This window comes from Salegentibacter mishustinae, from assembly GCF_002900095.1.
Taxonomy (GTDB): Bacteria; Bacteroidota; Bacteroidia; order Flavobacteriales; family Flavobacteriaceae; genus Salegentibacter; species Salegentibacter mishustinae.
Genome location: NZ_LLKN01000002.1, coordinates 2,606,641 through 2,631,253 on the forward strand (window position 1 = coordinate 2,606,641; position 24,613 = coordinate 2,631,253).

Annotated in this window: 26 protein-coding genes and 2 tRNA genes; 5 read left to right on the forward strand and 23 right to left on the reverse strand. The window is 37.6% G+C overall.

Going from position 1 to position 24,613, the window contains the following annotated elements:
- The first annotated feature begins 1 nt into the window (after window position 1).
- Window positions 2–277 (forward strand): YciI-like protein, encoded by a 276-nt coding sequence (locus tag APB85_RS14495; protein ID WP_057482131.1) that lies wholly within the window; start codon window positions 2–4, stop codon window positions 275–277.
- A 1-nt stretch (window position 278) separates the two neighbouring features.
- Here the strand turns inward: APB85_RS14495 and APB85_RS14500 are convergent, their stop codons facing one another.
- The 5 genes from APB85_RS14500 to APB85_RS14520 all read right to left on the reverse strand — a co-directional run bounded on the left by APB85_RS14500 (window position 279) and on the right by APB85_RS14520 (window position 4,406).
- Entirely contained in the window at window positions 279–848 is a 570-nt protein-coding gene (locus tag APB85_RS14500; RefSeq protein ID WP_229792176.1) for a hypothetical protein, read from the reverse strand.
- Window positions 849–917: 69 nt separating this feature from the next.
- Window positions 918–1,316, reverse strand: a complete 399-nt coding sequence (locus tag APB85_RS14505) for an ExbD/TolR family protein (RefSeq protein WP_057482132.1) — start codon at window positions 1,314–1,316, stop codon at window positions 918–920.
- Between the two features lie 129 nt (window positions 1,317–1,445).
- Window positions 1,446–2,564, reverse strand: a complete 1,119-nt coding sequence (locus APB85_RS14510; RefSeq protein WP_057482133.1) for a tetratricopeptide repeat protein — start codon at window positions 2,562–2,564, stop codon at window positions 1,446–1,448.
- Window positions 2,565–2,586: 22 nt separating this feature from the next.
- The gene (locus APB85_RS14515; RefSeq protein ID WP_057482134.1) at window positions 2,587–4,044 is read right to left on the reverse strand and encodes a M56 family metallopeptidase; all 1,458 of its coding nucleotides are present in this window, start codon (window positions 4,042–4,044) and stop codon (window positions 2,587–2,589) included.
- Complete coding sequence (locus tag APB85_RS14520) at window positions 4,044–4,406, reverse strand: BlaI/MecI/CopY family transcriptional regulator (RefSeq protein ID WP_057482135.1); 363 nt, start codon at window positions 4,404–4,406, stop codon at window positions 4,044–4,046. Before APB85_RS14520 ends, APB85_RS14515 begins: the two co-directional genes overlap by 1 nt.
- Before the next feature lie 351 nt (window positions 4,407–4,757).
- Here APB85_RS14520 and APB85_RS14525 point away from each other — a divergent pair, with 351 nt between their 5' ends.
- The gene (locus APB85_RS14525) at window positions 4,758–5,255 is read left to right on the forward strand and encodes a DUF456 domain-containing protein (protein WP_057482136.1); all 498 of its coding nucleotides are present in this window, start codon (window positions 4,758–4,760) and stop codon (window positions 5,253–5,255) included.
- 104 nt (window positions 5,256–5,359) lie between these two features.
- On the opposite strand, the gene APB85_RS14530 is transcribed toward APB85_RS14525, so the two are convergent.
- The 5 genes from APB85_RS14530 to APB85_RS14550 all read right to left on the reverse strand — a co-directional run bounded on the left by APB85_RS14530 (window position 5,360) and on the right by APB85_RS14550 (window position 11,773).
- On the reverse strand, window positions 5,360–5,659 hold the full coding sequence (locus tag APB85_RS14530; RefSeq protein WP_057482137.1) for an HPF/RaiA family ribosome-associated protein: 300 nt from the start codon (window positions 5,657–5,659) through the stop codon (window positions 5,360–5,362).
- 96 nt (window positions 5,660–5,755) lie between these two features.
- The gene (locus APB85_RS14535) at window positions 5,756–6,196 is read right to left on the reverse strand and encodes a hypothetical protein (RefSeq protein ID WP_057482138.1); all 441 of its coding nucleotides are present in this window, start codon (window positions 6,194–6,196) and stop codon (window positions 5,756–5,758) included.
- A 78-nt stretch (window positions 6,197–6,274) separates the two neighbouring features.
- Complete coding sequence (locus APB85_RS14540) at window positions 6,275–8,902, reverse strand: cation-translocating P-type ATPase (protein WP_057482139.1); 2,628 nt, start codon at window positions 8,900–8,902, stop codon at window positions 6,275–6,277.
- A 106-nt stretch (window positions 8,903–9,008) separates the two neighbouring features.
- Window positions 9,009–11,375 (reverse strand): phosphoenolpyruvate synthase, encoded by a 2,367-nt coding sequence (gene ppsA / locus APB85_RS14545; protein WP_057482140.1) that lies wholly within the window; start codon window positions 11,373–11,375, stop codon window positions 9,009–9,011.
- A gap of 11 nt (window positions 11,376–11,386) precedes the next feature.
- Window positions 11,387–11,773, reverse strand: coding sequence for a hypothetical protein (locus tag APB85_RS14550; protein WP_057482141.1), 387 nt, complete (start codon window positions 11,771–11,773; stop codon window positions 11,387–11,389).
- Window positions 11,774–11,940: 167 nt separating this feature from the next.
- On the opposite strand from APB85_RS14550, the gene APB85_RS14555 reads away from it, so the two are divergent.
- The gene (locus tag APB85_RS14555; protein WP_057482142.1) at window positions 11,941–13,212 is read left to right on the forward strand and encodes a cation:proton antiporter; all 1,272 of its coding nucleotides are present in this window, start codon (window positions 11,941–11,943) and stop codon (window positions 13,210–13,212) included.
- Here the strand turns inward: APB85_RS14555 and APB85_RS14560 are convergent.
- From APB85_RS14560 to APB85_RS14570, 3 genes are read right to left on the reverse strand one after another with little or no spacing between them, the layout of a single operon-like run.
- A complete protein-coding gene (locus tag APB85_RS14560) occupies window positions 13,189–13,893 on the reverse strand; it encodes an LrgB family protein (RefSeq protein WP_057482143.1) in 705 nt (234 codons plus the stop codon). The genes APB85_RS14555 and APB85_RS14560 overlap by 24 nt on opposite strands.
- Complete coding sequence (locus APB85_RS14565) at window positions 13,893–14,225, reverse strand: CidA/LrgA family protein (protein WP_057482144.1); 333 nt, start codon at window positions 14,223–14,225, stop codon at window positions 13,893–13,895. Before APB85_RS14565 ends, APB85_RS14560 begins: the two co-directional genes overlap by 1 nt.
- 14 nt (window positions 14,226–14,239) lie before the next feature.
- Complete coding sequence (locus APB85_RS14570) at window positions 14,240–15,013, reverse strand: creatininase family protein (protein ID WP_229792175.1); 774 nt, start codon at window positions 15,011–15,013, stop codon at window positions 14,240–14,242.
- A gap of 93 nt (window positions 15,014–15,106) precedes the next feature.
- On the opposite strand from APB85_RS14570, the gene APB85_RS14575 reads away from it, so the two are divergent.
- Window positions 15,107–16,159: a flavin-containing monooxygenase gene (locus APB85_RS14575; protein ID WP_057482145.1), complete on the forward strand. Its 1,053-nt coding sequence runs from the start codon at window positions 15,107–15,109 to the stop codon at window positions 16,157–16,159.
- Window positions 16,160–16,415: 256 nt separating this feature from the next.
- Here APB85_RS14575 and APB85_RS14580 read toward each other — a convergent pair whose 3' ends face one another.
- From APB85_RS14580 to APB85_RS14625, 10 genes are all read right to left on the reverse strand, one after another.
- Window positions 16,416–16,772, reverse strand: a complete 357-nt coding sequence (locus APB85_RS14580; RefSeq protein ID WP_317039032.1) for a GIY-YIG nuclease family protein — start codon at window positions 16,770–16,772, stop codon at window positions 16,416–16,418.
- 29 nt (window positions 16,773–16,801) lie between these two features.
- The gene (locus tag APB85_RS17710; RefSeq protein ID WP_057482146.1) at window positions 16,802–17,050 is read right to left on the reverse strand and encodes a GIY-YIG nuclease family protein; all 249 of its coding nucleotides are present in this window, start codon (window positions 17,048–17,050) and stop codon (window positions 16,802–16,804) included.
- 46 nt (window positions 17,051–17,096) lie between these two features.
- A tRNA-Val gene (locus tag APB85_RS14590) sits at window positions 17,097–17,171 on the reverse strand.
- Between the two features lie 196 nt (window positions 17,172–17,367).
- Window positions 17,368–17,445: transfer RNA gene (locus APB85_RS14595), tRNA-Val, on the reverse strand.
- Window positions 17,446–17,511: 66 nt separating this feature from the next.
- Complete coding sequence (locus APB85_RS14600) at window positions 17,512–18,702, reverse strand: bifunctional folylpolyglutamate synthase/dihydrofolate synthase (protein WP_057482337.1); 1,191 nt, start codon at window positions 18,700–18,702, stop codon at window positions 17,512–17,514.
- Between the two features lie 30 nt (window positions 18,703–18,732).
- Window positions 18,733–19,551 carry a hypothetical protein gene (locus APB85_RS14605; RefSeq protein ID WP_057482147.1) on the reverse strand — a complete coding sequence of 273 codons (819 nt, stop codon included), beginning with the start codon at window positions 19,549–19,551 and terminating at the stop codon, window positions 18,733–18,735.
- A gap of 8 nt (window positions 19,552–19,559) precedes the next feature.
- Window positions 19,560–19,952 carry an ExbD/TolR family protein gene (locus tag APB85_RS14610; RefSeq protein WP_057482148.1) on the reverse strand — a complete coding sequence of 131 codons (393 nt, stop codon included), beginning with the start codon at window positions 19,950–19,952 and terminating at the stop codon, window positions 19,560–19,562.
- Between the two features lies 1 nt (window position 19,953).
- On the reverse strand, window positions 19,954–20,655 hold the full coding sequence (locus tag APB85_RS14615) for a MotA/TolQ/ExbB proton channel family protein (protein ID WP_057482149.1): 702 nt from the start codon (window positions 20,653–20,655) through the stop codon (window positions 19,954–19,956).
- A gap of 220 nt (window positions 20,656–20,875) precedes the next feature.
- The gene (locus tag APB85_RS14620; RefSeq protein WP_057482150.1) at window positions 20,876–22,102 is read right to left on the reverse strand and encodes a Glu/Leu/Phe/Val dehydrogenase dimerization domain-containing protein; all 1,227 of its coding nucleotides are present in this window, start codon (window positions 22,100–22,102) and stop codon (window positions 20,876–20,878) included.
- Between the two features lie 65 nt (window positions 22,103–22,167).
- Entirely contained in the window at window positions 22,168–23,232 is a 1,065-nt protein-coding gene (locus tag APB85_RS14625) for an anhydro-N-acetylmuramic acid kinase (RefSeq protein WP_057482151.1), read from the reverse strand.
- Between the two features lie 93 nt (window positions 23,233–23,325).
- On the opposite strand from APB85_RS14625, the gene APB85_RS14630 reads away from it, so the two are divergent.
- Window positions 23,326–24,468 carry an acyl-CoA dehydrogenase gene (locus APB85_RS14630; RefSeq protein WP_057482152.1) on the forward strand — a complete coding sequence of 381 codons (1,143 nt, stop codon included), beginning with the start codon at window positions 23,326–23,328 and terminating at the stop codon, window positions 24,466–24,468.
- Window positions 24,469–24,613: the final 145 nt, after the last annotated feature.

The following is a 24,613-nucleotide window of genomic DNA, read 5'->3' on the forward strand; positions in this document are numbered from 1 at the left end:
GATGAATTATTATATTTTAGATTATATCACCTCTGACAATTACCTGGAGGAAAGGGTAAAATACCGAAAAGAACACTTAAATCACGCCACCGAATATTTTAATGAAGGTTATCTTATACTTGGTGGAGCCATAGATGCGGCAAACGAAGCAGTATTGGTTTTTAAAGCAGACAGTGATAAAATCGTGGAAGCTTTTGCCCAAAAAGACCCCTACGTAAAAAACGGACTTATTGAAAGCTGGTCAGTAAAAAAATGGAATGTGGTTATTGGGGAATAATCTATTCCGCTTTAATAACAATAGGCATCTTAAAAACGGTAGAAATAGGTACACCGCGCTTACTGGCCGGGTAAATTTTTGGAAGAGAATCTATGCTTTGGTCTAACCACATTCGCAATTCTGGCAGTTGATTGTTTAAGGTAGAATCTATTTTAACCGAATCTATCTCGGGACGGCCCGCACTATTTATTTCCAGGTAAAGATACAGGGTATCGTCTATAGATTCTGTCACTACCGGTTGTTGTTTAGACAGGTAAGCATAAATATTTTCGGCTACTTCCCGCTCAAAACATTCCCGGGCCGCAAGTAGTTCGGTTTCATTCTGGCAGTCTTCAAAAGCCGGATATTCGTCTACTTCTTTCCAATTAAGCGTTTTGGATTCCAGCTCCAGCACTTCCTCTGAAGAAATTTTTTTGGTCTCAAAATTACAGGAGGAAATTACTAAAAGTGCAATTACAAATAATCCACGCCGAAAGAAGACTAACAAACAATTATTGAAGAAATAAGACTTAAAACTTGAAGTAGGTTTCAGAGCATTTAAATCTCGAGTATCGAGTAAAGCTTTTTTCATTGGCAAACGCACTTGGACTTTAAGCAAAAGTAAGGAAAATTAAAAGAAAGCCTGGGTAAAATAAAAAAACTAATCTTCTATGGCGTCCAGTTTTAAAGCCTTTATCTCTAACTGCCACGCAGCCTCATCAAGATCGAGGTTTTTATACTCCAAAAGATATTTATTCGTCTTTGATTTTAAACCTTCCACGGCTCGTAAAAGTTGATGATTTATATCCATAATAAAACCGTGTTTCAGGTTCTTATCTGCATAGATATTGTAAACAAGCCGGTTATATTTTACCGCCGGCTGTTTATAAACCAAAGCTTTTGTTTCTTCTAAAAGTTCGTTCAGGCTCAACTTTTGCTCTTCTAAAAAGATATTTTTATCGGCATCTACAAAAACATTGATTTCAAAAGCTTCCTGGGAAAGTCCAGTATAAGTATTGAAAAAAAGACTGAAAAAGAGTAGAGTAAGTTTAAATTTCATAGGTGTTAATTTAAAGCTTTTTCAAATAAAGAGATTACTTCACTTCGTTCGTAATGACGCTGAAATCGAGCAAGATATCCAATAAGCCTGTATGGAATATCTACAAATGCTCGATGTTGGAAAATTAAATTAATTCTCAGCTAAGTGTATTTTTTGTTTTAGATCACTAATTCTGGTTTTTGCCCTATAAAGCATTCCATCGTTTCCTATACTCTCATATTTATCAAAGTACATCTGGTAATAGCCAATTACGGTTTCGTCATCGGCCATATAGTTATCGGCAGCTACTGCACGCTCATATAAAGCTCTTTCGTGATCGGGGTTTTCTTCCAAAGCTTTATTGAAATACTCCAGCGCGCTTTTATGTTTTTCCTGCATTTTGTAAGTGAGTCCCAGACTAAAGAACTCGGCATCTACCGGCTGCTTCTTAATAAGAATTGACATCAATAAATGAGTTTCAGACTTATCTAAATCGCCGATTAAAGCATATAATTTTCCGAGGGTATAATGCGTAGCCGAATTTCTGTCTTCAAAATTCAAAGCTTCGTTATACATCTTTACGGCTTTTTTATAGTCGCCAAGTCTGTAATAAGCAAACCCGAGTTTATTATAGATGAACTCAGTATCCTCTCCCAGCTGGATCAATTTTTCATAATGTGGAATCGCCTCTTTGTAAAGTTTTAGGAAGGAATAAGTTTGTGCCAAAATAGATAGCAAAGAAGCATTGTTTGCATTAGCCCGAAGCCCTTGTTTGCTGTAATGTTCGGCCATGGTATACTGGCGATTTCTTAATTTATCTTTTGCCAATTTATACAGCGCTCCCTGATGTGTGGTGTCCAGGATCATGGTATGCATAAAGTATCCCAACGCAGTACTGTCTTTTAATTTCTCCTTAATTAAACCCTGCTGAAATTTAAAATTGGCGTTTTTAGGATATTTTTCGGCTAAAATCTTAAACAGGCTGTCGGCGCTATTTAATTTTCCGGTTTTTACCAGTAACTCACCATAATCTACCGCGGTTAAAACGCGATCGGGATTTTTACTTAAAACCTTTTTATAATTTTCGAGTGCGATTTCAGGTTGCCTGTTGGCCGCATAATTTTTAGCAAGTTTTAAGTAGGTCTTCTCTGTTTGGGGATCTATCTCCTGAAGTTTATTTATGGCCCCGGCATATTCGCCCACGGCATACAAACTGTCTGAAACAGCCAAAGCCGAAGTTTGAGCTTCGGCTTTAAAGGCTACTAACATTAAAATAATTATTAGACTAACTCTATTCACTGCTACCTACTTGAAAAACTATAGGAAGAGAATACATCACACTTATGTTTTCACCATCTTGTTTCCCGGGTTGCATTTCAGGAAGTTCGGAGATAACACGGATGGCTTCGGCTTCAAGTTCAGGTCGAGAAGCTCGTGCTTTTACATCAACAATTTGTCCCGTATCATTTATTCTAAACTGAGCAATTACGCGATGTATTCCGGAAAGATTTAATTCTTTTCCCAAGCCGGTATTAAAATTTCTATTTACAAATTGCGAAATCTTATTAGACATACATTTTTTCCTCTCTTCATTAGAACTTAAGTCTTCACAACCCTCAAATACTGGCACTTCTTCGATTACTCCAAACGGAATAGCGTTTGAGTTGTCTTTTGAAGCTTCCGATTTTTCAAAAGGTGGCAGTGGTGGTGGAGTTGGACGATCTTCATTATCCATTACAACTTTCATTATTTCGAATAACTCTTCTTTCTCTTCAAGCGATAGTTCTTTACCTTCCTGAACGGCTAACTTAATTTCAGTCAATTGCTGATAGATCGGTTCGTCCTTTTCTATTCCTTCTTTATTTTCCGAACATGACACATAGGTAAGCATCATAAAGAGTAAAGGCAGCACAAATAAATACTTGAATTTCGCAATTGTTTTTGATCTTGATTTTTGTAACATAATAATTCGTTTTTTGATTAATGAATGATTAAAAAATTGATTGATGAATGAAATATTCTGCGTGTTAAACGCGGTGTTAAGCAACTGTTCATAATAGCTGCGTTTGGTTGTGGTTTTTACCACATTTGCATCGGCGATGAACTCGTGCAAAGTGGCAATCCTGCTTTGGTAGATATACACCAGCGGATTAAACCAAAATATGATCTTTAAAGCTTCAAAAAACACCAGGTCCAGGCTATGTTTTTGTTTTACGTGAACCAACTCGTGAGACAAAATTTGTTGCTTTTCTGCTTCAGATAATTTATCGCCTAAAAACACGGTTTTATAAAAAGTGCAGGCAATTTTCGAGTTAGGAACTTCAATAATTCGCAGCTCTTTATCTTCTGAAATTCTTCGGAATCGAAATAAATGATTTAGATTTTGATATTTTTTCAGCAATAAAATTAAGCTAAGTATCACACCCGCAACATAGGTAACCAGCCACCAATTTATTTGTAACCCCTGCTCCTGCACTACATTTACAGCAGGTAATTGTCGAATATTCTCCGGTTCACCGCCAATATAAACTTCAGGGAGTAAAACCTGCGAAATTTCAGAAATAGAGTCTGCCGGAACCAATGTCGATAAACTTTCAATTTTCAATAGAGGCAGTAACAGGGAAACAAGCGGTGTTACCAATAAATACAGCCTGTTTATATTGAAAAACGTCTCTTTTTTTAGCAGCAGTTCATACATCAGCAAAAAACCGAGTTGAAACAATACCGCCTGAATTATATACTGTAACATTATTTCTCTTTTTTATTGATCTCCTTTAAAATCGCTTCCAGGTCTTTAGTGTCCATATCGTTCTTTTTCATAAAAAAGGAAACCATACTTTTAAAAGAGCCGTTAAAATAATTGTTCATCAATTTATTGATGCTTTGATTGCTATACGTCTCACGAGCTAAAAGCGGAAAATATAAATAGCCCTTCCCCTTCTTTTCGTGATCTACAAAACCTTTATCTTCCAGGATTCTTACAATGGTAGAAACTGTGTTGTAAGCCGGTTTAGGCTCTGGCATTTCTTCAATAATTGAAGCCACATTGGCTTTCTCCAGTTTCCAAAGAATCTGCATGATCTCTTCTTCGGCCTTAGTTAGTTGTTTCATAATTAATTTTTGTCATTTCCGCACCGATAAAAAATTGGGATAAACTCCGGCGGAAATCTCTTATTAATTTACTTTGAATATTAAACGTCTAATTCGTCAAGCTGAATTTATTCCGGATTAACTTCGGGATTCTAAGTCGATTTAAAATTAGATCCTGAAAAAAGTTCAGGATGACGTTATATCTATCAGATCCTGACTTCTCGACTACGCTCGAGATGACGAGTTTATAATACCGTAAAATTCAAATTCAATACCGCTAATATAAACTAACATTTTAGTTTAACCTAATAATTTAGTTAAAAACTTCTTCGGAATTAAATTATATTTGGTACTCTAAACATTTAAAAGACTATGGATCTAATATTATTTGGAGTTGGAGCGGTTTTAATGATCCTTGGAATTATGGGGAGTTTTTTACCGGTTTTGCCCGGTGTACCGCTTAGTTGGGGAGGATTACTTCTACTCTATTTAGCACCATCGGTGCCAATAAATTATTGGGTTTTGGGAATCGCTTTTATTCTCGCTGCTATAATTTATGCATTACAACTTGTGATTCCCGCCATGGGAACAAAAAAGTATGGGGGCAGTAAAGCCGGAATGTGGGGCGCTACTATTGGATTGGTAATAGGGATCTTTGTTCCAATTCCGTTAGGAATAATAATAGGAGCTTTTGCCGGAGCCTTTATTGGCGAGATAATTAATAAATCTGACTCTAAATCGGCTTTACGAGCTGCCTACGGATCTTTTATTGGCTTGCTCGCTTCTACCTTTATGGAAATGGTTGTGGCCGTGGGGTTCTTAATTTTCTTTAGCTATAAAGCCTGGGAGTTCCGGGAATTAATATTTTAAAAAAGAGACTGTTTAAAAAAAGGTTTTACCAAAAGTCGGGTAAATTGAGCTTAACCGCAATGGGTTGTAGAACCTGTAATTTTTAAACAGTCTCTGCAAGCATCCTAATATGCTGCGAAAACAGCTTTACGTTTTTTGAGTTGCTGTTCCAGTTCGAAGACGGTCTTTTTGATGGCTAATTCAAAACTTTCTTCTGTAGAGGAAGCAAAAATTCTTGGTCCGGGAGCACTGAGCTCGATCTCACAAATTTTTGATTTTCCCGTAGGATCATTTTCTTCTTTAAAATAAACTTCGGCTCTAATAAGCCATTCATATTTTTCTGATAATTTATCTAAGTGTTCTGATACAAATTGAGTTAAATTCTGACTTCCTTTTATTTTTATAAATTGAATATTAATGAGCATAATAGTAGTAGTTTTAAGTTTAATCAAAGATAAGTTGAAGGCAGTTTCTAAAATATGACAACGGTCACTTTGCCTGCTTTAATTTCTTCTCTCCTCTTAGTAGGTCTCGGGAAGCCTATCTGTATCCTTAATATATTCAGTTACTTTAAAGAGTTCTAAACGGTTCAACCTGAAAGCTTTCACAAAACTTGCAATCTCATCTTCCAAGTGTTCGTGCTCTAATCTAAAAACCCGGGAATCTTTAATTTTCTCCAGAATCATTTTTCCTATTTGTTGCCTATGCTTATCGGTTTTTTCCAAAAGATCTTCGCAACGCTCCCTAAGTTTTAATAATTCATTCTTCATTTTGGAAGCCACTTTGTAATTCTCATCCTTATCTATCCAAATAAAGTAGCTATCTAAAAGTTTATGCAGAAAATTGAGGTCGTCTTTAAAGAAATGTAGATCTGAATTCCAGTGTTTGGTAAGCGCATAGAGCTGCTCCATATTGGCCTCAGCAATAAAATCGCCTTTTGGCCTTTTCCTTATGCTTTCCATCTTTTTAAAATTTTAAGTTCTATTGAAATTAATATAAACTGAATTAAAAAAGTATGATTTCCGTCAGTCTCAATAAGATCAGTTGGTTAATTTTAAATGCTTCAGTATTTGGGAAATCACCAGCGAAGCAGCACCAAAAACAATTATCACTAAAAGGTGGTTTGCCGAAAGAGGCACCAGGGATAAGGCTTCAGCCATCACAGGGATGTGATAAACTATTACCATCACCAAAATTGAAAAAGCTGAAGCTGCCCAAACCCAGGGGTTGGTGGTTACCTCATTCTTTAAAAAAGATATTTTTCTTCTGGGGAGATTGAAGACATTGAGTAATTGAGCCAAAATAAGCGTATAAAAAGCAATATTATTTACCAGAATTGCACTTAAGCCCATCTCAAAATGGGTATAAGCCACTACGCCAATCACAGCAGCCGTAATACTCAAGCCATACAAAACTGTGGCTCTCCAAAGCTTTTTAGTTAGAATAGGCTCCTGCGGGTCTCTTGGAGGATCTTTCATAATATTGGGATCTCCTTTTCCCACGCCTAGCGCCAAAGCAGGAAAAACATCGGTTATAAGATTTAGAAAAAGAATTTGCAGCGGCAATAAAGGCATAGGCAAATTACTCAAAGACGCCAGCGCTACCGAGATTATTTCTGCCAGGTTACACGAAAGTAAAAAGATTACAAATTGCCTGATATTTTCAAAAATTGTGCGACCCTGCCTTATGGCAAGTTCTGTAGAAGTAAACTTATCGTCCATCAAAATCACATCGGCAACTTCTTTGGCAGCTTCTGTTCCCCTAATTCCCATAGCAATCCCAATATCAGCCTTTTTAAGAGCGGGTGCATCATTTACACCATCGCCAAGCATACCTACAATTGCTTTATTTTTCTGATAGAATTCTACCAAATCCAGTTTTTGACCCGGAACCATCCTGGCAAAAATCCCCGCTTCCATTAAAGTTTTTTGCCGATCTTCTGTTATCGTTTTTATATCTTCTAGTTCACTGCCTTTTATCACCATGTCGGCAGGGGCATCTTCCGTAATAAGCCCGACTTCCTCTCCTATTTTTCTAGCGGTATCTGGGTGGTCTCCTGTAATCATTACCACTCTTATTCCGGCGTTTTTGTAGGTTTCAATAGCTTGTTTAATATCTTTTCGCGGTGGATCTAAAAAACCAAGAATCCCAACAAATGTGAGATTGTCCATCAAGGATTCTTTCTCTGGCTCTTCTTTACTTTCTTTGTAGGCGAAAGCCAAAACCCGCATCCCCTCGGCAGCGATTAATTCGGCTTGTCTTTCCCACCTTTTTTTATCCTGAAACTCTTTTGGCCCTTTTTTAGTTAAAACTAAATCGCAAGATTCCAGCAAAGCTTCCAGGGCGCCTTTTACACATACCAGGAAATTATCTTCAACGCGGTTAAGCGTGGCCATCTTTTTGATTTCAGCATCAAAAGGAATTTCCTGACTCCTGGGATATTTTTGCTGAATTCCTTTACAATCAAAACCCATTTCAGCCGCAAATTCTACCAGGGCGATCTCTACGGCGTCTCCGGCCATTTCCCCATTTTTCATTTTTGAATTATTGCAGAGGCAACCAATATCTATAAACCTTTCAAAAGCTGGATCTTTTTTGAATTTTTCAGCTTCGGTGGCAGGGAATTCTGAAGAACCAAGCACTAAATGATGAACGCTCATTTTGTTTTCGGTAAGTGTACCGGTCTTATCAGTGCAAATTATCCCGGTTTCACCCAAAGTTTGAACGGCTTCCAGTTTTTTAATTATCACTTTCCTTTTGGAAAGTCGAAGCATCCCTCTAGCCAGCGCGATGGTTGCCACAATAGGCAATCCTTCCGGGATAGCTGCCACTGCCAGAGCGATCCCGGTTTCTATCATCAGCATTAGATCTTTACCTTGAAAATAGCCGGTAACAATGATAAGCAGGGCGAGAACTAAGGTAAGCCAGATGAGCCATCTGCTTAATCTTTTCAGTTTTTTCTCTAAAGGTGTACTTTCTTTTTCGGCACTACTGGTTAGTTCACTAATACGCCCTATTTCGGTTTTGAGGCCTGTAGCCACTACAATTGCTTTCGCATTTCCCCTAACCGCAATAGTACCTTTATAAAGCATATTTTTGCGATCGGCCAGGGCTACCTGGCCAGAAATTTTTTCTATACTTTTTTCAATCTGATTGCTCTCACCGGTAAGAATGGCTTCTTTTACCGCGAAACTTTCAGTTTCCAGCATTCGGCAATCGGCGGGGATAACATCGCCACTTTCCAGAATTACAATGTCGCCGGGAACCAATCCCGCTGCCTTGATTTGTTCTTCCTTACCACCACGCAAAACATTGGCCTGGGTTTCTACCATTTTCTGAAGAGCCTCTACCGAGCGAAGCGCTTGCCACTCCATAAAAAAGCCAATTAAGGCAGTAATAAGAATAACTATTAAAACCGCGGTGCCTTCTAACCATTCACCAAAAAAATAAGCCAATGCCATGGCAGCAGCCAGAATATAAATTATGGGATCAAGGAATTGCTCTAAAAATATGAGCCCTATATTCTTAGATTTTCTCTTTTTTAAACGATTATAGCCGTGCTTTTCTAATCTTGATTTAACCTCAGAACCAGTTAATCCTTTATTGGGATCTACATTAAATTCCGAAAGGATTTGTTCAACAGAGAGCGTGTGCAGATCTTTAGACATTTCTTAGTATTTTACGCGGTAATAGCGATTAAATGTTCTGTGGCTTATCTCGAAATCAGATTATATTTTTCAATATCAATGCTTCGTGAGCTTGCTCCGAATTTATTTACTGCACGGCCTCGGCCTTATTAATATTTTCTATTCCTTTTAAAAGTGCATCAGGATTAAACGAAATACTATCAATTTTTTCTTTTACCAGAAATGAAGCGAACTCGGGAAAATCACTTGGCGCCTGCCCGCAGAGTCCTATTTTCTTGCCAACTTTCCTGGCTTTTTGTATCGCTGTGGCAACCATTTCTTTTGCAGCAGCATTATTTTCATCAAAAACACTTACCATTAATTCTGAATCGCGATCAACGCCAAGCGTTAGTTGGGTGAGATCGTTAGATCCTATGGAGAATCCATCAAAATATTCTGCAAATTCTTCAAGGAGAATTACGTTAGAGGGAATTTCCACCATCATATAGATTTCGAGAGAATTCTTTCCGCGTTCCAATTCGAATTCTTTCATAAGATCGATTACGGTTTTTGCTTCTGTTATCGTTCTGCAAAAAGGGATCATCACTTTTAAATTATCGAGGCCCATTTCTTCCCTAACTCTTTTAATAGCTTTACATTCAAGTTCAAATGCCTCTTTATAGTTAGGGTGCGGATAGCGCGCAGCGCCTCTAAAACCAAGCATAGGATTTTCTTCTAAAGGTTCAAATTGGCGACCTCCAATTAGGTTTGCATATTCATTACTCTTAAAATCACTAAGCCTCACAATTACCTCTTTTGGGTGAAATGCGGCAGCCATTACGGCTATTCCCCGGGATAATTCTTCAACAAAAAAATCGCGTTTATCTTTATATTGCCAGGTAAGTTCATCTATAGCCTTTTTCGCCGTTTTTTCTTTAACCTCATCATATTTCACCAAAGCCATTGGGTGAATTTTTATTTTATGGGTAATTATAAATTCCATTCTTAATAATCCAATTCCTGTATTAGGATAAAAAGAGAGTTGAAAAGCCCTGTCTGGATCTGATAGAATAAATTTAGCTTCGGTTTTGGGAAGTGAAATTTTTCCAAAATCAATTTCTTTCGTATCAAACTCCAGGGCACCTTTATAAACAAAACCGGTTTTACCTTCACAGGAAACGGTAATCATTTCGCCGTCTTTAATTTTTGTAGTAGCATCGTTTGTTCCCACTACTGCCGGCACACCAAGTTCTCGGGCTACAATTGCTGCGTGACTGGTTCTACCGCCTCTATCGGTTACAACTGCAGCTGCCAATTTTAATAGCGGGTCCCAATCTGGGCTGGTGTTATTGGTAATAAGAATTTCACCGGGATTTAATTTATGTCCTTCTTCAGGTGATTTTAAAAATCGTGCTTTGCCAGTAGCAATGCTGGAACCAATCGCGCTTCCGCTGCTTAAAATTTCGCCTTTTTGTTTTAGGTGATATTCAATATAATAACGTTTATCTTCATCTTTATGTACTGTTTCCGGCCGGGCCTGGGTAATAAAAAGTTCCTTTGTTAAACCATCCTTTGCCCACTCCACATCCATTGGGCGATTGTAATGCTTTTCTATTAATAAAATCCAACGGGAAAGTTTAATTACCTCATCGTCAATTAAAACAAAGCTATCCTGTTTTTCCAGAGGTGTTTCAATGTTTACGGTTGAAGAATGACCACTGGACTCGGCGTAAACCATAGAAAGTTCTTTATGTCCCAGTTTCTTCTGAATAATAGGGTTTTCGGCTTTATCAATAGTTGGTTTAAAAACATCAAACTCATCTGGGTTCACCAATCCCTGCACTATATTTTCACCCAATCCCCAAACACCCGATAAATGAATAATATTCCTGAAACCAGATTCGGGTTCAAGACTAAAGCCAATTCCCGAGCAACTAATATCAGATCGCACCATCTTTTGCACCCCAACCGAAAGCGCTATTTCGTGATGCAAAAAGCCCTGGTCTTCCCTGTATTTAATGGCCCTATTGGTATAAAGAGAAGCAAAACATTTCTTAACCGCATCAAGCAAAGCTTCGTTTCCTTTAATATTTAAAAAAGTATCATGCTGGCCGGCAAAACTCGCACCCGGCAAATCCTCGGCCGTAGCACTACTTCTCACGGCAACCTGGATATCTTTTCCTTTTCCCAAATCGCTATAAGCCGCAACAATTTCTTCGGAAAATTCTTTGGAAAATTCTCCTCCTAAAATTAGTTTTCTGGCTTCAGAACCAATATTGCTAAGGTTCTCGTAATTCTTCCTGTCAAGTTTTTTCAACAGACTTTTTATCTCTTCTTCAATATTATTTGACTTTAAAAAGGCCCAAAAACCTTCAGAAGTGGTAGCGAAACCATCTGGCACTAAAACACCTTCAGAAGATAATTCGTTATACATTTCGCCCAGAGAAGCATTTTTCCCGCCTACCTTTGTGACATCTTTTATAGATATCTCTCTAAATTTTTTAATGAATTTCATAAGCTTAATTTTTATTGTAACACGAGTCCATAACCCATATTCAGTAGAAAAATCCCCAATAAGAAAAGCAACACATAAATTGTTTGTACAAATTTGAGATTTAGTACAGCAAGTTTGCGCGTAGTAGGTTCAGGAAAAACAAAGAGGCCAAGACCTATAAAAAGTGAAGTCCAACCCAGAATGGTAATTATAAATTTCCAATTTAGTTCCCAGATATTATGAAAAAGAATATTCAGCAAGCCAATAATTATAGCGGCAAAAGCAGCCAATATCAGGAACTTTTGATCTTTTAGATCTTCAAAGATCTGTTGTATTCTCCTGGGATTAAAACTCAGTACAAAAAAGAAAATAAGGAGATACCAACCCCAGAATTTAGCGAGAAATAAGGAAGTATCCATCTTTTACAGGCCTTGGTTACTCTCTCAAAGTTAACCTGTATAAAAAGATTTTAATATGATAAATATCAGCTGAATAACTAATAATCTATCTTATTTAAACTGTTAGACTTTTGTAAAAAAACCCGGTGTTTTAAGCAAGATCAATTAAAAAAGTTAATTTTAAATATATGAAAGAACATTACTGGATCTTAGCGGGAATTGGTTTCACCACACTTATTATGGCCTGGCTGCCATCAATTTCAAAGCGTATTAAAATCAGCGGACCTATAATTTTACTTCTTATAGGGTTTTTATTATTCGCATTGGGACTACCAATTGGATGGCCAGATCCTATATGGGCCGATAAAGGTCTTATGTATTTTTCTGAAATGATCGTAATTATCTCCCTGATGGGCGCCGGTTTAAAAATTGGTAATAATTATAGTTTTAAGGCCTGGAAAAGACCTTTTTTATTGGTTTTTCTAACTATGCCGCTATGTATAATTTCAGCATATTTGCTGGGACAACATTTTCTATATTTAAGTGTTCCTTCTTCTTTGCTGCTAGCTGCCGTTCTTGCTCCCACCGATCCTGTTCTGGCTGCCGAAACTCAACTTGACGACCCAGAGAGAGAAAAAGAATACAAAGGAAAAATAAGATTTGCACTTACCGCAGAAGCGGGTTTAAATGATGGGCTTGCTTTCCCATTTACCTACATGGCAGTTTTGGTAGCCCAGGCCGGGAGTTGGGCCGCATTCGATTTTTCTGACTGGGTACTGGATAAATTCTTTTTAAAAATTATAATTGGAACTATAGCAGGTTTTGCCATTGGGCGATCTATAGGCTTTTTACTGGATAGAGTTCATAAATACACCGGTATTAAAACTTTTGACGGTTTTCTTGCACTTTCCCTCACGCTATTTAGTTATGGGGCCACAGAGCTAATACACGGTTACGGCTTCCTGGCGGTCTTCTTTACCGGATTAAGCCTGCGGCATTATGAGAAAGTTAGTGGAGATTATAAAACAAAAATGCACGATTTTATTCACGAGGTAGAACGTTTGCTCCTGGTTGTATGGATCATTCTTTTTGGAGCTTCTATAATGAATGGAATGCTTAGCCTTACCGACTGGAAAGGAATTGTTTTCGCTTTCGCTTTTGTATTAATTATTAGACCCGTTGCCGGTATAATAAGTATGATTGGGATAAAAGATAGTTTTAAAAATAAGCTTGCAATTAGTTTCCTTGGAATTAAAGGAATTGGTTCGGTTTTCTATCTTTCCTGGGCTTTTGTAGAATTTGAAGGTTTTGAACATAAAAATGAACTCTATGCTATTACCGCATATATTATTTTAATTTCTGTTGTCCTTCACGGACTTACCGCACCTTCAATTATAGAATATTTTAAGCGAAAAACTGAACAAAACGAAAACGAATCAGGAGAAACTCCCAAGGAATAACTGAAGCAAATATGGAGTAAGAAGTGCTGTGATAATTCCGTTTACGCACATTGCAAGTCCGCTGTAAACTCCCGCCAGTTTGCTTTCCTCAAAAGCGCGGGCAGTTCCTATTCCGTGAGCTGCGGTTCCCAGCGCCGTCCCAATGGCAATTTTACTTTTAATGCCTAATTTCTTCAGGATAAAAGGGCCAAAAGCATTTCCAAAAATCCCAACTGCAATTACAATTCCGGCCGTAATTTCAGGAATTCCACCGGTAAGTTTGGTAATTTCAATAGCAATAGGTGTGGTAACCGATTTTGCTGCGAGCGATTGAATAATAAAGTCGGGAACTTTTAAAAGCAGAAGAAAAATAATTATCGTCAAAATTCCGCTTACTCCACCAACCACTACAGAAAGTAAAAACACCTTTAAATTCTGCTTTACTTCTTCATATTTCTCATAAAAGAAAACCCCAAGCGCAACTACCGATGGTCCCAGGAAAAAACTAATAAACTTACCGCCCCGATTATAATCTTCAAAATCAATATTAAAGATCAATAAAAATGAAATGATAAATAAAATAGCTAACAATACCGGATTCAGCAGAACATAATTAAACTTTTTGCGAAGTTCGCGCCCTCCCGCAAAGGCAAGTATGCTTATAAAAACTCCAAAAACCGGTAATTGGAAAAACTCCTGCATTATTTTTCTAGCTTTTCAATAATTATAGCTGAAATATAAAGGGTGATCACGGTGCTGGCAATTACTGCCACAGATATTGGCATCCAGTAATCGGCGATAATTTCAAAATAAACCATTAATCCTACACCATACGGAATAAAGAACAATACCAGGTATTTTATGAGTTTATCTGAAGCCGGTTTTACATCCTGAAGCTTTATGAGCTTTAAACGCAGAGCTATAAAAATCAAGAACATTCCCAGAATATTTCCTGCAATTGGAATTTCAAAAAAATAGGTAATTAACTCACCCAAAAGTAAAAATCCAAAAATATACGCCAGGGCTTTAAGCATTGGTTTTTCTATAATTAATGGTACATATCTTCAAGATCTGCTGAATGTAATTCTACAAAGAAATCAGCGATCATATCGGTAGTTTTTTCAATAAATCTTTTTCCTTTTTCAGCAGTTGCAGCTTTTGGGTTCCCCACACCTGTATCTTTTGTTACGCTTGTCCATTCACGCTGTGCACTTGCCCAACCTTCTTTTAAAGCTTTTATTTTAAAAGTTTTGGCGCTGCCATCACCGGCTTCTTTAAGTGGTAAAACCAACTCGGGTCGCAAATGCATCACCGCAGCGGTTTCGAGTTCACCGGCGTGATCGCCGGGCTCATCAAAATAAGGTCTTGCATCTGTAGTTTGCCACCAGTTTACAGAACAGGCGAAAAGCTTAGGATATTCAAGGCTTAGTTCCCTAATCATTTGCTTAAAATTATTTCCACCATGAGAATTTAGAATCACCAGTTTATTAATCTTGTGCTTCTGCAAAACCTGCGCTACATCTTTTAGAATAGCATACTGGGTACTGGGATTAAGATTCATACACAATTTCACGTCCATTTGGCCGGTATTAACCCCAAAAGGAATTGTAGGTAAGACCACAACTTTAGCTTTCTTTTTCCAGGCTTTTCCCGCAGTATATATCGCTGCTTCTTCGGCAAGAATATTATCGGTAGCATACGGCAAATGGTAGTTATGTGCTTCGGTAGCGCCCCACGGCAAAACCGATACGCTAAAATCTTCATCTTTTACGTGCTTCCAGTTTGTTTCAGCCAGAACATAAGGCCTGATTTTTCTTTCCATAAGCTAAATTTGATTTAAAATTAGCAATTCTGAATCTTTTCAACCGATTTAACGGTTAGAAATTAAAACTTACCTTTACAAAAACCTGAATAAATGTTAGATTTTGTAATTGTTGGTGGCGCTCAAGCCGGACTTTCTATAGCTTATTATCTCAATGAACTTGACAAAAGTTATGTTGTGGTAGATAAGGAGAAAGAAGTAGGCGCTTCCTGGTTAAATCGCTGGGATTCCCTTAAGCTTTTTACGCCTTCAGAATTCAATAATTTACCGGGAATGGATTTTCCTGCGAAAAAAGGTTATTATCCTACTAAAGAAGATGTTGCTGAATACTTTAAAAACTATGTAGCTAAATTTAATATTGATGTTCGTCTAAATACATTGGTGGAGCAAGTTAGCAAAGAAGAAGATTACTTTATTCTGAAACATCAGGAGGGCGAGATTAAGTCCAAAAATGTAGTTATCGCTACCGGGCCATTTCATATTCCATACACACCTTCCTTTTCCAAGAAAATATCAGAAGACATTTTTCAAATTCATAGTAACTATTATAAAAATCCGGGTCAATTAAAAAAAGGTCCAGCGATGGTTGTTGGAGCCGGAGATTCGGGTTTTCAAATCTTAGATGAAGTCTCCCAGACAAATAGAACAACTTATTTTTCGGGCGCTACCGATGTGCGTGTGCTTCCGCAGGAAATTTTAGGAAAAACTTTATGGTGGTGGTTTACTAAAATAGGTTTCCTAAATTTTAGCCGAAAAACCTGGTTGGGGAAAAAGTTGAGTCAGTCTAAGCAACCTATTATTGGCACGGATGTAAAAGGTATCCTGAAAAGAGATAATGTAATACCTGTAGGAAAAACTAAGAACGCAAAAGGTGAAATTATAATTACTGAAAATCGAAAAATTGAAGAGCTAAAGAATATCGTCTGGGCCACCGGCTACCGACCTAATTTTAGTTGGATAGAAGGTTTAGAACTTACTAAAGACGGTTACCCAAAGCATAATCGCGGCATAAGTAATATTGAAGGACTTTACTTTATAGGTCTTCCCTGGTTGCATACAAGAGGCTCAGCAACTTTAGGCGGAATTAAAAAAGACGCTCAATACCTTGCCAATTATATTGAAGCTGAAGAAAAAACACTTGCTTAGCAAAACCTGTGAGGTTTTTCTTAAATATTTTGACACCAATTTTTGCTTAGTCGCAAACCATCTTTCTTGATGTCTATTAGCGCTTCAGAAAATATTATATAGACGTAAAAAATAGGCATAAAAAAATCCCTAAAGTAGGTATACTTTGGGATTTGGGAATAAAAGTGGGCGCGAAGGGATTCAACTGCCTGATCCTCCCGATGTGAAATCGGGATGCTCTGAACCATACCTTGTCCCGAATTTACTTCGGGATGAGCTACTTTTTAAATAATTTCTCAATCATTATTCGACTTTTGCACTTCTTAATTTGTCGCTCTCTTCGAATTGCTTCTGTTCTGGTTTTAAACTCTTCAGAATACACCAGAACCCAATCTTTAGCTTTCGATGTAAAAACTTTATTACTTTGTAAATGCTTTTCTAAACGAATATTTATATCTTGAGTAGAACTGATATAATATTTATTCAGCGCTTCAGAAAATAGTATATAAATGTGAAATTTTGACATAAAAAAATCCCTAAAGTAGGTGTACTTTGGGATTTGAGAATAAAAGTGGGCGCGAAGGGATTCAATTGCCTGATCCTCCCGATGTAAAATCGGGATGCTCTGAACCATACCTTGTCCCGAATTTACTTCGGGATGAGCTACTTTTTAAATAATTTCTCAATCATTATTCGACTTTTCCACTTCTTAATTTGTCGCTCTCTTCGAATTGCTTCTGTTCTTATTTTGAATTCTTCAGAATACACCAGAACCCAATCTTTAGCCTTCGATGTAAAACCTTGCTTGCTTTGTAAATGCTTTTCTAAACGTATATTAATATCCTGTGTAGAACCGATATAATATTTATTCAGTGCTTCAGAAAATAGTATATAAACGTGAAATTTTGACATAAAAAAATCCCTAAAGTAGGTATACTTTGGGATTTGGGAATAAAAGTGGGCGCGAAGGGATTCGAACCCCTGACCCCTTGGGTGTAAACCAAGTGCTCTGAACCAACTGAGCTACGCGCCCTAAATAATTTTAATAAATTCTACTTACTAATAAAAGAAAGCACAATATTTTATGGGATTTTAATCCCTGATCCTCCCGATGTAAAATCGGGATGCTCTGAACTAACTGAGCTACGTCTTAAAATTTCAATAAAAACCTTACTCTATTGAAGGTTTTGCTAAAAAAAGGCTTCCTTTTATAGAAGCCTTTTGAATAGTGGTGGGCGCGAAGGGATTCGAACCCCTGACCCCTTGGGTGTAAACCAAGTGCTCTGAACCAACTGAGCTACGCGCCCTATTCTTGAATTCGGATGCAAATATAGACTAGTTTTTAATCTACACCAAGAAAAATTTCAAAAAAATTAAATTATTTCTGCAACGGTAAATGTGCTCCCACCAACAAAGACCAAATCTTCATCTAAGGCCGCATCCACGGCAGCATCATAGGCTTCTGAAACAGAATTAAATACCCTTCCTTCCAACTCAAATTCTGAAGCTTTTTCCTGTAAAATTTTAGCTTCCAGCCCACGAGGAACTTCTGGTTTTGAAAAGTAATAAATAGCCGTTTTTGGAAATAAGGGTAAGATTTTTTCTAAATCTTTATCGTTTACCACACCCAAAACTATATGCAAATGCTGAAATTTTTCCTTTTTTAGTTGCTCAAAAACTAAAGTTAAGCCTTCGGTATTATGTGCGGTATCGCAAATCACCCTGGGTTTTTCCTTTAATATATCCCAGCGACCCTGCAAGGAAGTATGCAACTTTACACTATTAAGTCCGTTTTTAAGACATTCTTCCGGGATTTCCCAGCCCTTTTCTCTTAAAATTTTTACCCCGGCAATTGCGGTATTCATATTCTTATTCTGGTAATCTCCTTTAAGATCGGTATGGTAGGTTGGGAATTTCAAATCCTGAGCAAAATATATCGCTGAATTATGTTTTTTAGCTTCAGCCTTAAAAATGTCGGTAGTTTCTTTTTGCTTTTCGCCAATGATTACCGGAATATTATCTTTTATAATTCCTGCTTTTTCCCGGGCTATTTCAGGAAGAGAATTTCCTAAAAACGCGATATGATCTATCCCAATATTAGTAATTACCGAAACCTCTGGTATGATAATATTTGTAGAATCTAGCCGACCGCCAAGGCCTACTTCTATAATAGCAATATCAACTTTCACCCTTGAAAAGTAATCGAAGGCCATTCCTACGGTCATTTCAAAAAAAGAAAGTTGATTTTCAGTTAGGAAATCTTTGTTTGCATATATAAAACTTACTACAGATTTCTTCGGAATAAATTTACCGTTTACCTTAATCCGCTCCCGGAAATCCTTTAAATGTGGCGACGTATATAAACCTACTTTATAACCGGCTTCCTGAAACACCGAAGCCAACATATGGCTGGTAGAACCTTTTCCGTTGGTACCGGCAATATGAACCGACTTAAAGTTTTTATGCGGATTATTTAGATGTTTTGCAAGTTTAAGGGTACGCGAAAGATCTTTTTTGAATGCCTGCGCACCTATTCTTTGGTACATAGGCAACTGCTGAAACATCCAGTCAACAGTTTGGGTATATGCATCCACTTATTCCGAAAGTTTAAAGTTATAAATAATGGTTCCAACCTGGCGGGAAGGTGCATTGCTATCACTATTAAAGCGAGTGGCCATGGCCGCCCTTCTAGCCGGATCTGATAAACAGGCAGCGCTATTTGTAGTTCCTTTTACACCGGGCGTGGCATTGATTACCTGCCCGTTTTGATTAACTTCTATACGAACCACCACGATTCCAGATTCATTACAATCCTGAACAAATTTTTCTTTGTTTAGAGCCCTTCTTCCACCTAAACGGTAATTCCCATCTCCATCAAGTCCAGAGCCACTTCCGTAATAAGAACTGGCATTAGGATCCCCGTTGGGATCACCTTTATCCCCGGCCTGATTATCATTCCCTTCTCCTCCACTTTCGGTTCCCGACCTTTCGGGACCGTTCAAAATACTACTCATAGCATCGGTAGTAGATTGATCTGGTTTGGGTTCTGGCTTTTTAGCCGGTGGTTGTTCTTTAGGTTCTTCCGGCTTCTTCTTTTCTACCGGTTTCGGCTCTTTCTTTTCTTCAATAACCGGAGCTTCTTCTATTTCCTGGGTCACTACTTCCTCTTCTATTACAGGTTCCGGTTGTGTTTGGGTTTCAGGCACCGTAGTTTGTTGAGGAGCCGATTTAACCGGCTCGGTAGGTTGCTCATTTCCGGAGCCAACTTCAGAAGTCCCAAAATTTATGGCTATTCCACTCTCTGGTGGCGGATCTAAATATTTAAAGCCTAACAGAAATAGCAATGCAATTAACAGCACGTGTAAGATAACCGTGATGGTAAAAGATTTTTTTTCGTGTTTGGTTTCTAACATAATTAGATTTATTCGGGTTTAACCGCTAAAACGATCTTATAACTATTTCGATTCGCGATATCCATAACATTTACTGCCTTTTCTATAGGAACCCCTTCTTCTGCTCTCAAAATAATTGTTGGCTTTTCTTTACCAGACAATTTGGTTTTTAAAGTACTTTCTAATGAAGACTGTGTAATACGCTGATCATCTACATAGAATTGAAGGTCTTTTGTAATACTCACCGATACATTCTGAACGCTGGTAGTTTTTCCTTTCGCCTTTGGAAGTATTAGATCTAAAGCTTCTGGAGTAATTACTGGCGAGGTGAGCATAAAAAAGATCAATAACAGGAATACAATATCTGTCATTGAGCTCATACTGAACTCTGGGCTTACTTTATTTCTTCCTCTTAAATTCATATTAAGCGGGCTCGTTTAACAGGTCTAGGAAATCTACTGCGGTAGCTTCCATTTGGTGCACTACTTTATCGGTTTTTACCACTAAGTGGTTATATCCAATATAAGCGATAATGCCTACAATAAGTCCGGCAACGGTTGTAGTCATCGCGGTATAAATACCTTCAGCAAGTGCTCCCATTTGCGCCTGGCCACTACTAGTTGCCAGCTCATGAAAAGCAATTACCATACCTATTACTGTTCCAAGGAAACCAATCATTGGTGCAGCCCCGGCAATAGTAGCCAAAATACTTACATTCTTCTCCAGTTTGTAAACTTCTAAGCGGCCTGCATTTTCTATAGCGGTATTAATATCTTCTAACGGACTTCCAATTCGGGAAATTCCTTTTTCGGTTAACCTGGCTACGGGAGAATCACTTTGTGCACAACGCATTTTAGCCGATTCTATATTTCCGTTTAAAACGTTATCCTTAATTTGAAGCATAAAATTTTTATCTACCTGGCTGGCCGATTTTATCGCAAACAGCCTCTCGAAGTAAATATAAACTGCCGCAAACAACAGGATAAAAAGAATAAGGATGATGATTTGGCCTCCAAGGCCTCCACTAAGCATTAAATCGAATAAAGACAGGGTTTTTTCTTCTACTACCGGTTCTGCCTCCTGGGCGGCTTCGGCAACGCCGTCCTGCTGAAAAAAGTATAGCATAGGTTTCTATTAGGGTTTTTAATGTAACGTGATAAACCAGATTTAATTGTAAATCAAATTTAGTAAAATAATCAGCAGTGCAAACTGCATTATCCCAATTGGGAATTTTTTATTTCCTGAAGATGAATTTCATTAAATTTTATTCATAAAAAATCCCGCTCGAAAGCAGGATCTTCAGAAATAATCTCAATCAACTAAAATTAAAAGATTAATCAAAAACTTATACCAATTGCTTCAGCGCAACTTCAAAGGCTGTTTTGCTGATATTGGTTTTACTGCTATTGTTATCGTAGGTATTCTGGATGGCATTTTTAATGGTCATTGAAGTATCGTTAAAAATAGACTCATCGGTCATTTGCACTCTTCTTTCCATAAAATAAGCGAAAACTCTCGCCATTCCGCAGTTTGCAATAAAATCAGGGATTAAGCTAACTTTCTCGTCGGTAGATTCCATAATTGAGCCGAAGAAAATTTCTTTATCAGCAAAAGGAACATTAGCTCCACTGGTAATCACCTCTAATTTTCTTTCAATCAAATTATTAATTTGATCCTGGGTAATTAATCGGGAAGCAGCACAAGGCGCAAAGATCTCGGCATCAAGCTCCCAAATCTTTTCATTAATTTCTTCAAAAGGAATTAAATTATCGTGTTTAATTGTATTCCCTTCTTTATTAAGAAAAAGCTCCTTAATTTCTTCAAAAGTAAATCCGTCTTCATTAATTAAACCACCAACACGGTCTATTATTCCCACAATCTTAACGCCCATTTGAGCCAGGTAATAAGCTGCCGCAGAACCCACATTTCCAAAGCCCTGAACAATGGCTCTTTTTTCGGTTACATCACCGCCATAAATATCGTAGTAATGTTTAACCGATTCGGCTACGCCATAACCGGTAATCATATCGGCAACGGTATATTTACGGGTTACATCTGGAGAGAATTTGGTATTTTCCAGGACTTTAATCACACCCTGGCGCAACTGTCCAATTCTATTAATTTTGTCGGCTTCGCTGGGTTTAAAGTGCCCGTTAAAAACACCTTCCTGCGGGTGCCATACGCCACAGTCTTCGGTAATAGGAATTACTTCATTTATCTCATCTACATTTAGATCGCCACCGGTACCATAGTAACTCTTCAACAAAGGGGAAACTGCTTTATACCAACGCTCTAAAACGCCTTTTTTACGCGGATCTTTAGGATCGAAGTTTATACCCGATTTAGCTCCTCCAATTGGAGGGCCAGAAACGGTAAATTTCACTTCCATAGTTTTGGCCAGGGAAAGCACTTCATTTTGATCTAATCCTACACGCATTCTTGTACCTCCACCGGCAGCACCACCGCGTAAAGAATTTATTACGGTCCAACCTTCAGCTTCCGTTTCAGAATCTTTCCAGTTGAAAACGATTTCGGGTTCTTTATTTTCGTATAATTTTAATAATTCCTTCATTTATACTCTAATTTTTCGCAAATATATAAACTAAGTAGAATATTTTTAATTTTTCAGCAAAAAGTTTAGATCTCATAAATAACTCCGGAAGAATGATCTTTTTTAGCGCCGGTAACAGATGTTAATACATTTACCTCATCTCGAAGTTTTAAAACTCCCAGTAAACCGAAAATCAGAGCTTCTTTATAATTAATAATTTCATCTGAAGGAATCGTAAAATGACATTTAGATTCCGTTTTCAAAAGACGCAATAGAAAATTATTAAATGTTCCACCGCCAGTCATTAATACTTTAGTTTCAGGATCATCGTCTAAAGTTTTAGCGATTTGCTGGGCTACGTGCAGGGTATAGGTGTGTAGAATATCTGGAATATTATCTTCATATTTCTCCAGGATTGGAAAAACTGTAGACTTCACCCACTCTATTCCCAAAGATTTAGGTGGTTTTTGAGTATAAAAAGGGAGCTTATTTAACTCCTTGAGCAAATCTTTATTTACTTCTCCGGAAGCCGCTAATTTCCCGCCTTCATCAAATTCTTTTCCTAATTTTTGAGCATAATAATTTATTACGGTGTTTACGGCACAGATATCATAGGCCAGGCGTTTGTTATCTTTTTCGGTAGAAATATTTGCAAATCCGCCTAAGTTCACGCAATATTTATAGTCTGAAAAAAGCAATTGATCTCCAATAGGTACCAATGGCGCACCCTGACCGCCCAATTCTACATCTTGCACTCTGAAATCACAAATCACGGTTTGGCCCGAGAGATAAGCCAGTTCAGGCAAATTACCAATTTGCAGCGTATAGTTATTTTCAGGCTCGTGTTTAATGGTATGGCCGTGACTACAAACTGCATCTATATTTTTTATTTGGTGAGTTTCAATAAAACGGGAAATAATCCCGGCCAGAAAATTGGTGTATTTCTTATTCAATTCTTCCAATCGTTCCTCAGAATAATTAATTGCCTCGGCCAAAGTCTCCTGCCAGTTTAAAGGGTACGGGATGGTTTCAGCCTTTAGTATCTTATAACTCCAGGAGTTTTTAAAATCAAAATTAACATAGACCAGATCGATGCCATCTAAGGAAGTTCCTGACATTACACCAATAACCTTATAGTTTGCTTTTTTCATATTCGTAAAATTTATTAAACTAAATTGAAAATTACACACCAAAACTTTATCTTTGGTGACCAAAATTAGATTTTCCTAAATTAAAATAATAATATGGATTTCAAACTTACAGAAGAACATATAATGATTCGCGATGCCGCGCGTGATTTTGCAAAAACAGAATTACTGCCCGGTGTGATAGAGAGAGATGAGAAACAGGAATTCCCAAAAGAGCTGGTAAAGAAAATGGGAGATCTTGGTTTTCTTGGAATGATGGCTTCTCCAGAATACGGTGGAGGCGGAATGGATACCATTTCTTACATATTAGTAATGGAAGAGCTTTCTAAAATAGATGCGTCTGCATCTGTGATGGTATCGGTGAACAACTCGTTGGTATGCTGGGGACTGGACACCTACGGAAGCGAAGAACAAAAGAAAAAATATTTATCTAAGCTTACTACGGGTGAGAAACTCGGTGCCTTCTGTCTTTCAGAACCTGAAGCAGGAAGTGATGCGACTTCACAACGCACTACCGCTATAGATAAAGGTGACCATTATGTTCTTAACGGAACCAAAAACTGGATCACTAACGGTAGCTCTGCCGATTATTATTTAGTGATCGCCCAAACCGACCGTGAGAAAAAGCATAAAGGAATTAATGCCTTTATTGTAGAAAAAGGAGTAGAAGGTTTCGAAATAGGCCCTAAAGAACAAAAAATGGGAATTCGCGGAAGCGATACACATTCATTAAATTTTAATGATGTAAAAGTTCCAAAAGAGAATAGAATTGGTGAGGATGGTTTCGGATTTAAATTCGCCATGAAAACACTTTCTGGTGGAAGAATTGGAATCGCTGCCCAGGCATTAGGTATAGCTTCGGGAGCTTACGAGTTGGCTTTAGATTATTCTAAACAACGCAAAGCTTTTGGCACCGAAATTTGTAACCACCAGGCAATCGCTTTTAAACTTGCCGATATGTATACTTCCATTGAAGCTTCAAGACATATGGTTATGAGAGCAGCCTGGGATAAAGACCAGGGCCAGAATTATGACCTTACCGGAGCAATGGCGAAAGTATACGCTTCAAAAACTGCAATGGATGTTACCACGGAAGCTGTACAGGTACACGGTGGTAATGGCTATGTAAAAGAATACCACGTAGAACGTTTAATGCGTGATGCTAAAATCACCCAGATTTACGAAGGAACTTCAGAAATTCAAAAAATCGTAATCTCCAGAGGGATTTTAAGAGACTAGTATTTTCCATCTCATTATTTTAAAGCCCGGTTTTTTCCAAACCGGGCTTTTTTATGCCCGAAAATCAACCATAAATTTTATAGAATTTATAATATTAAAGGGGTCAAATTATATAATTATCATTTATAATAATTTTAATTGATTT

What these genes read in the sequence shown, in the direction of transcription:
- APB85_RS14625 (WP_057482151.1), bottom strand. Translation starts at nt 23,232, where the DNA reads ATGAAAAAAGCAAACTATAAGGTTATTGGTGTAATGTCAGGAACTTCC.
- APB85_RS14550 (WP_057482141.1), bottom strand. Translation starts at nt 11,773, where the DNA reads ATGGATACTTCCTTATTTCTCGCTAAATTCTGGGGTTGGTATCTCCTT.
- APB85_RS14535 (WP_057482138.1), bottom strand. Translation starts at nt 6,196, where the DNA reads ATGGAAAGCATAAGGAAAAGGCCAAAAGGCGATTTTATTGCTGAGGCC.
- APB85_RS14570 (WP_229792175.1), bottom strand. Translation starts at nt 15,013, where the DNA reads ATGGAAAGAAAAATCAGGCCTTATGTTCTGGCTGAAACAAACTGGAAG.
- APB85_RS14515 (WP_057482134.1), bottom strand. Translation starts at nt 4,044, where the DNA reads ATGTTACAGTATATAATTCAGGCGGTATTGTTTCAACTCGGTTTTTTG.
- APB85_RS14575 (WP_057482145.1), top strand. Translation starts at nt 15,107, where the DNA reads ATGTTAGATTTTGTAATTGTTGGTGGCGCTCAAGCCGGACTTTCTATA.
- APB85_RS14605 (WP_057482147.1), bottom strand. Translation starts at nt 19,551, where the DNA reads ATGTTAGAAACCAAACACGAAAAAAAATCTTTTACCATCACGGTTATC.
- APB85_RS14555 (WP_057482142.1), top strand. Translation starts at nt 11,941, where the DNA reads ATGAAAGAACATTACTGGATCTTAGCGGGAATTGGTTTCACCACACTT.
- ppsA (WP_057482140.1), bottom strand. Translation starts at nt 11,375, where the DNA reads ATGAAATTCATTAAAAAATTTAGAGAGATATCTATAAAAGATGTCACA.
- APB85_RS14510 (WP_057482133.1), bottom strand. Translation starts at nt 2,564, where the DNA reads ATGTTAGTAGCCTTTAAAGCCGAAGCTCAAACTTCGGCTTTGGCTGTT.
- APB85_RS14580 (WP_317039032.1), bottom strand. Translation starts at nt 16,772, where the DNA reads ATGGTTCAGAGCATCCCGATTTTACATCGGGAGGATCAGGCAATTGAA.
- APB85_RS17710 (WP_057482146.1), bottom strand. Translation starts at nt 17,050, where the DNA reads ATGTCAAAATTTCACGTTTATATACTATTTTCTGAAGCACTGAATAAA.
- APB85_RS14520 (WP_057482135.1), bottom strand. Translation starts at nt 4,406, where the DNA reads ATGAAACAACTAACTAAGGCCGAAGAAGAGATCATGCAGATTCTTTGG.
- APB85_RS14610 (WP_057482148.1), bottom strand. Translation starts at nt 19,952, where the DNA reads ATGAATTTAAGAGGAAGAAATAAAGTAAGCCCAGAGTTCAGTATGAGC.
- APB85_RS14630 (WP_057482152.1), top strand. Translation starts at nt 23,326, where the DNA reads ATGGATTTCAAACTTACAGAAGAACATATAATGATTCGCGATGCCGCG.
- APB85_RS14560 (WP_057482143.1), bottom strand. Translation starts at nt 13,893, where the DNA reads ATGCAGGAGTTTTTCCAATTACCGGTTTTTGGAGTTTTTATAAGCATA.
- APB85_RS14525 (WP_057482136.1), top strand. Translation starts at nt 4,758, where the DNA reads ATGGATCTAATATTATTTGGAGTTGGAGCGGTTTTAATGATCCTTGGA.
- APB85_RS14615 (WP_057482149.1), bottom strand. Translation starts at nt 20,655, where the DNA reads ATGCTATACTTTTTTCAGCAGGACGGCGTTGCCGAAGCCGCCCAGGAG.
- APB85_RS14620 (WP_057482150.1), bottom strand. Translation starts at nt 22,102, where the DNA reads ATGAAGGAATTATTAAAATTATACGAAAATAAAGAACCCGAAATCGTT.
- APB85_RS14505 (WP_057482132.1), bottom strand. Translation starts at nt 1,316, where the DNA reads ATGAAATTTAAACTTACTCTACTCTTTTTCAGTCTTTTTTTCAATACT.
- APB85_RS14565 (WP_057482144.1), bottom strand. Translation starts at nt 14,225, where the DNA reads ATGCTTAAAGCCCTGGCGTATATTTTTGGATTTTTACTTTTGGGTGAG.
- APB85_RS14540 (WP_057482139.1), bottom strand. Translation starts at nt 8,902, where the DNA reads ATGTCTAAAGATCTGCACACGCTCTCTGTTGAACAAATCCTTTCGGAA.
- APB85_RS14500 (WP_229792176.1), bottom strand. Translation starts at nt 848, where the DNA reads ATGAAAAAAGCTTTACTCGATACTCGAGATTTAAATGCTCTGAAACCT.
- APB85_RS14495 (WP_057482131.1), top strand. Translation starts at nt 2, where the DNA reads ATGAATTATTATATTTTAGATTATATCACCTCTGACAATTACCTGGAG.
- APB85_RS14530 (WP_057482137.1), bottom strand. Translation starts at nt 5,659, where the DNA reads ATGCTCATTAATATTCAATTTATAAAAATAAAAGGAAGTCAGAATTTA.
- APB85_RS14600 (WP_057482337.1), bottom strand. Translation starts at nt 18,702, where the DNA reads ATGTTTCAGCAGTTGCCTATGTACCAAAGAATAGGTGCGCAGGCATTC.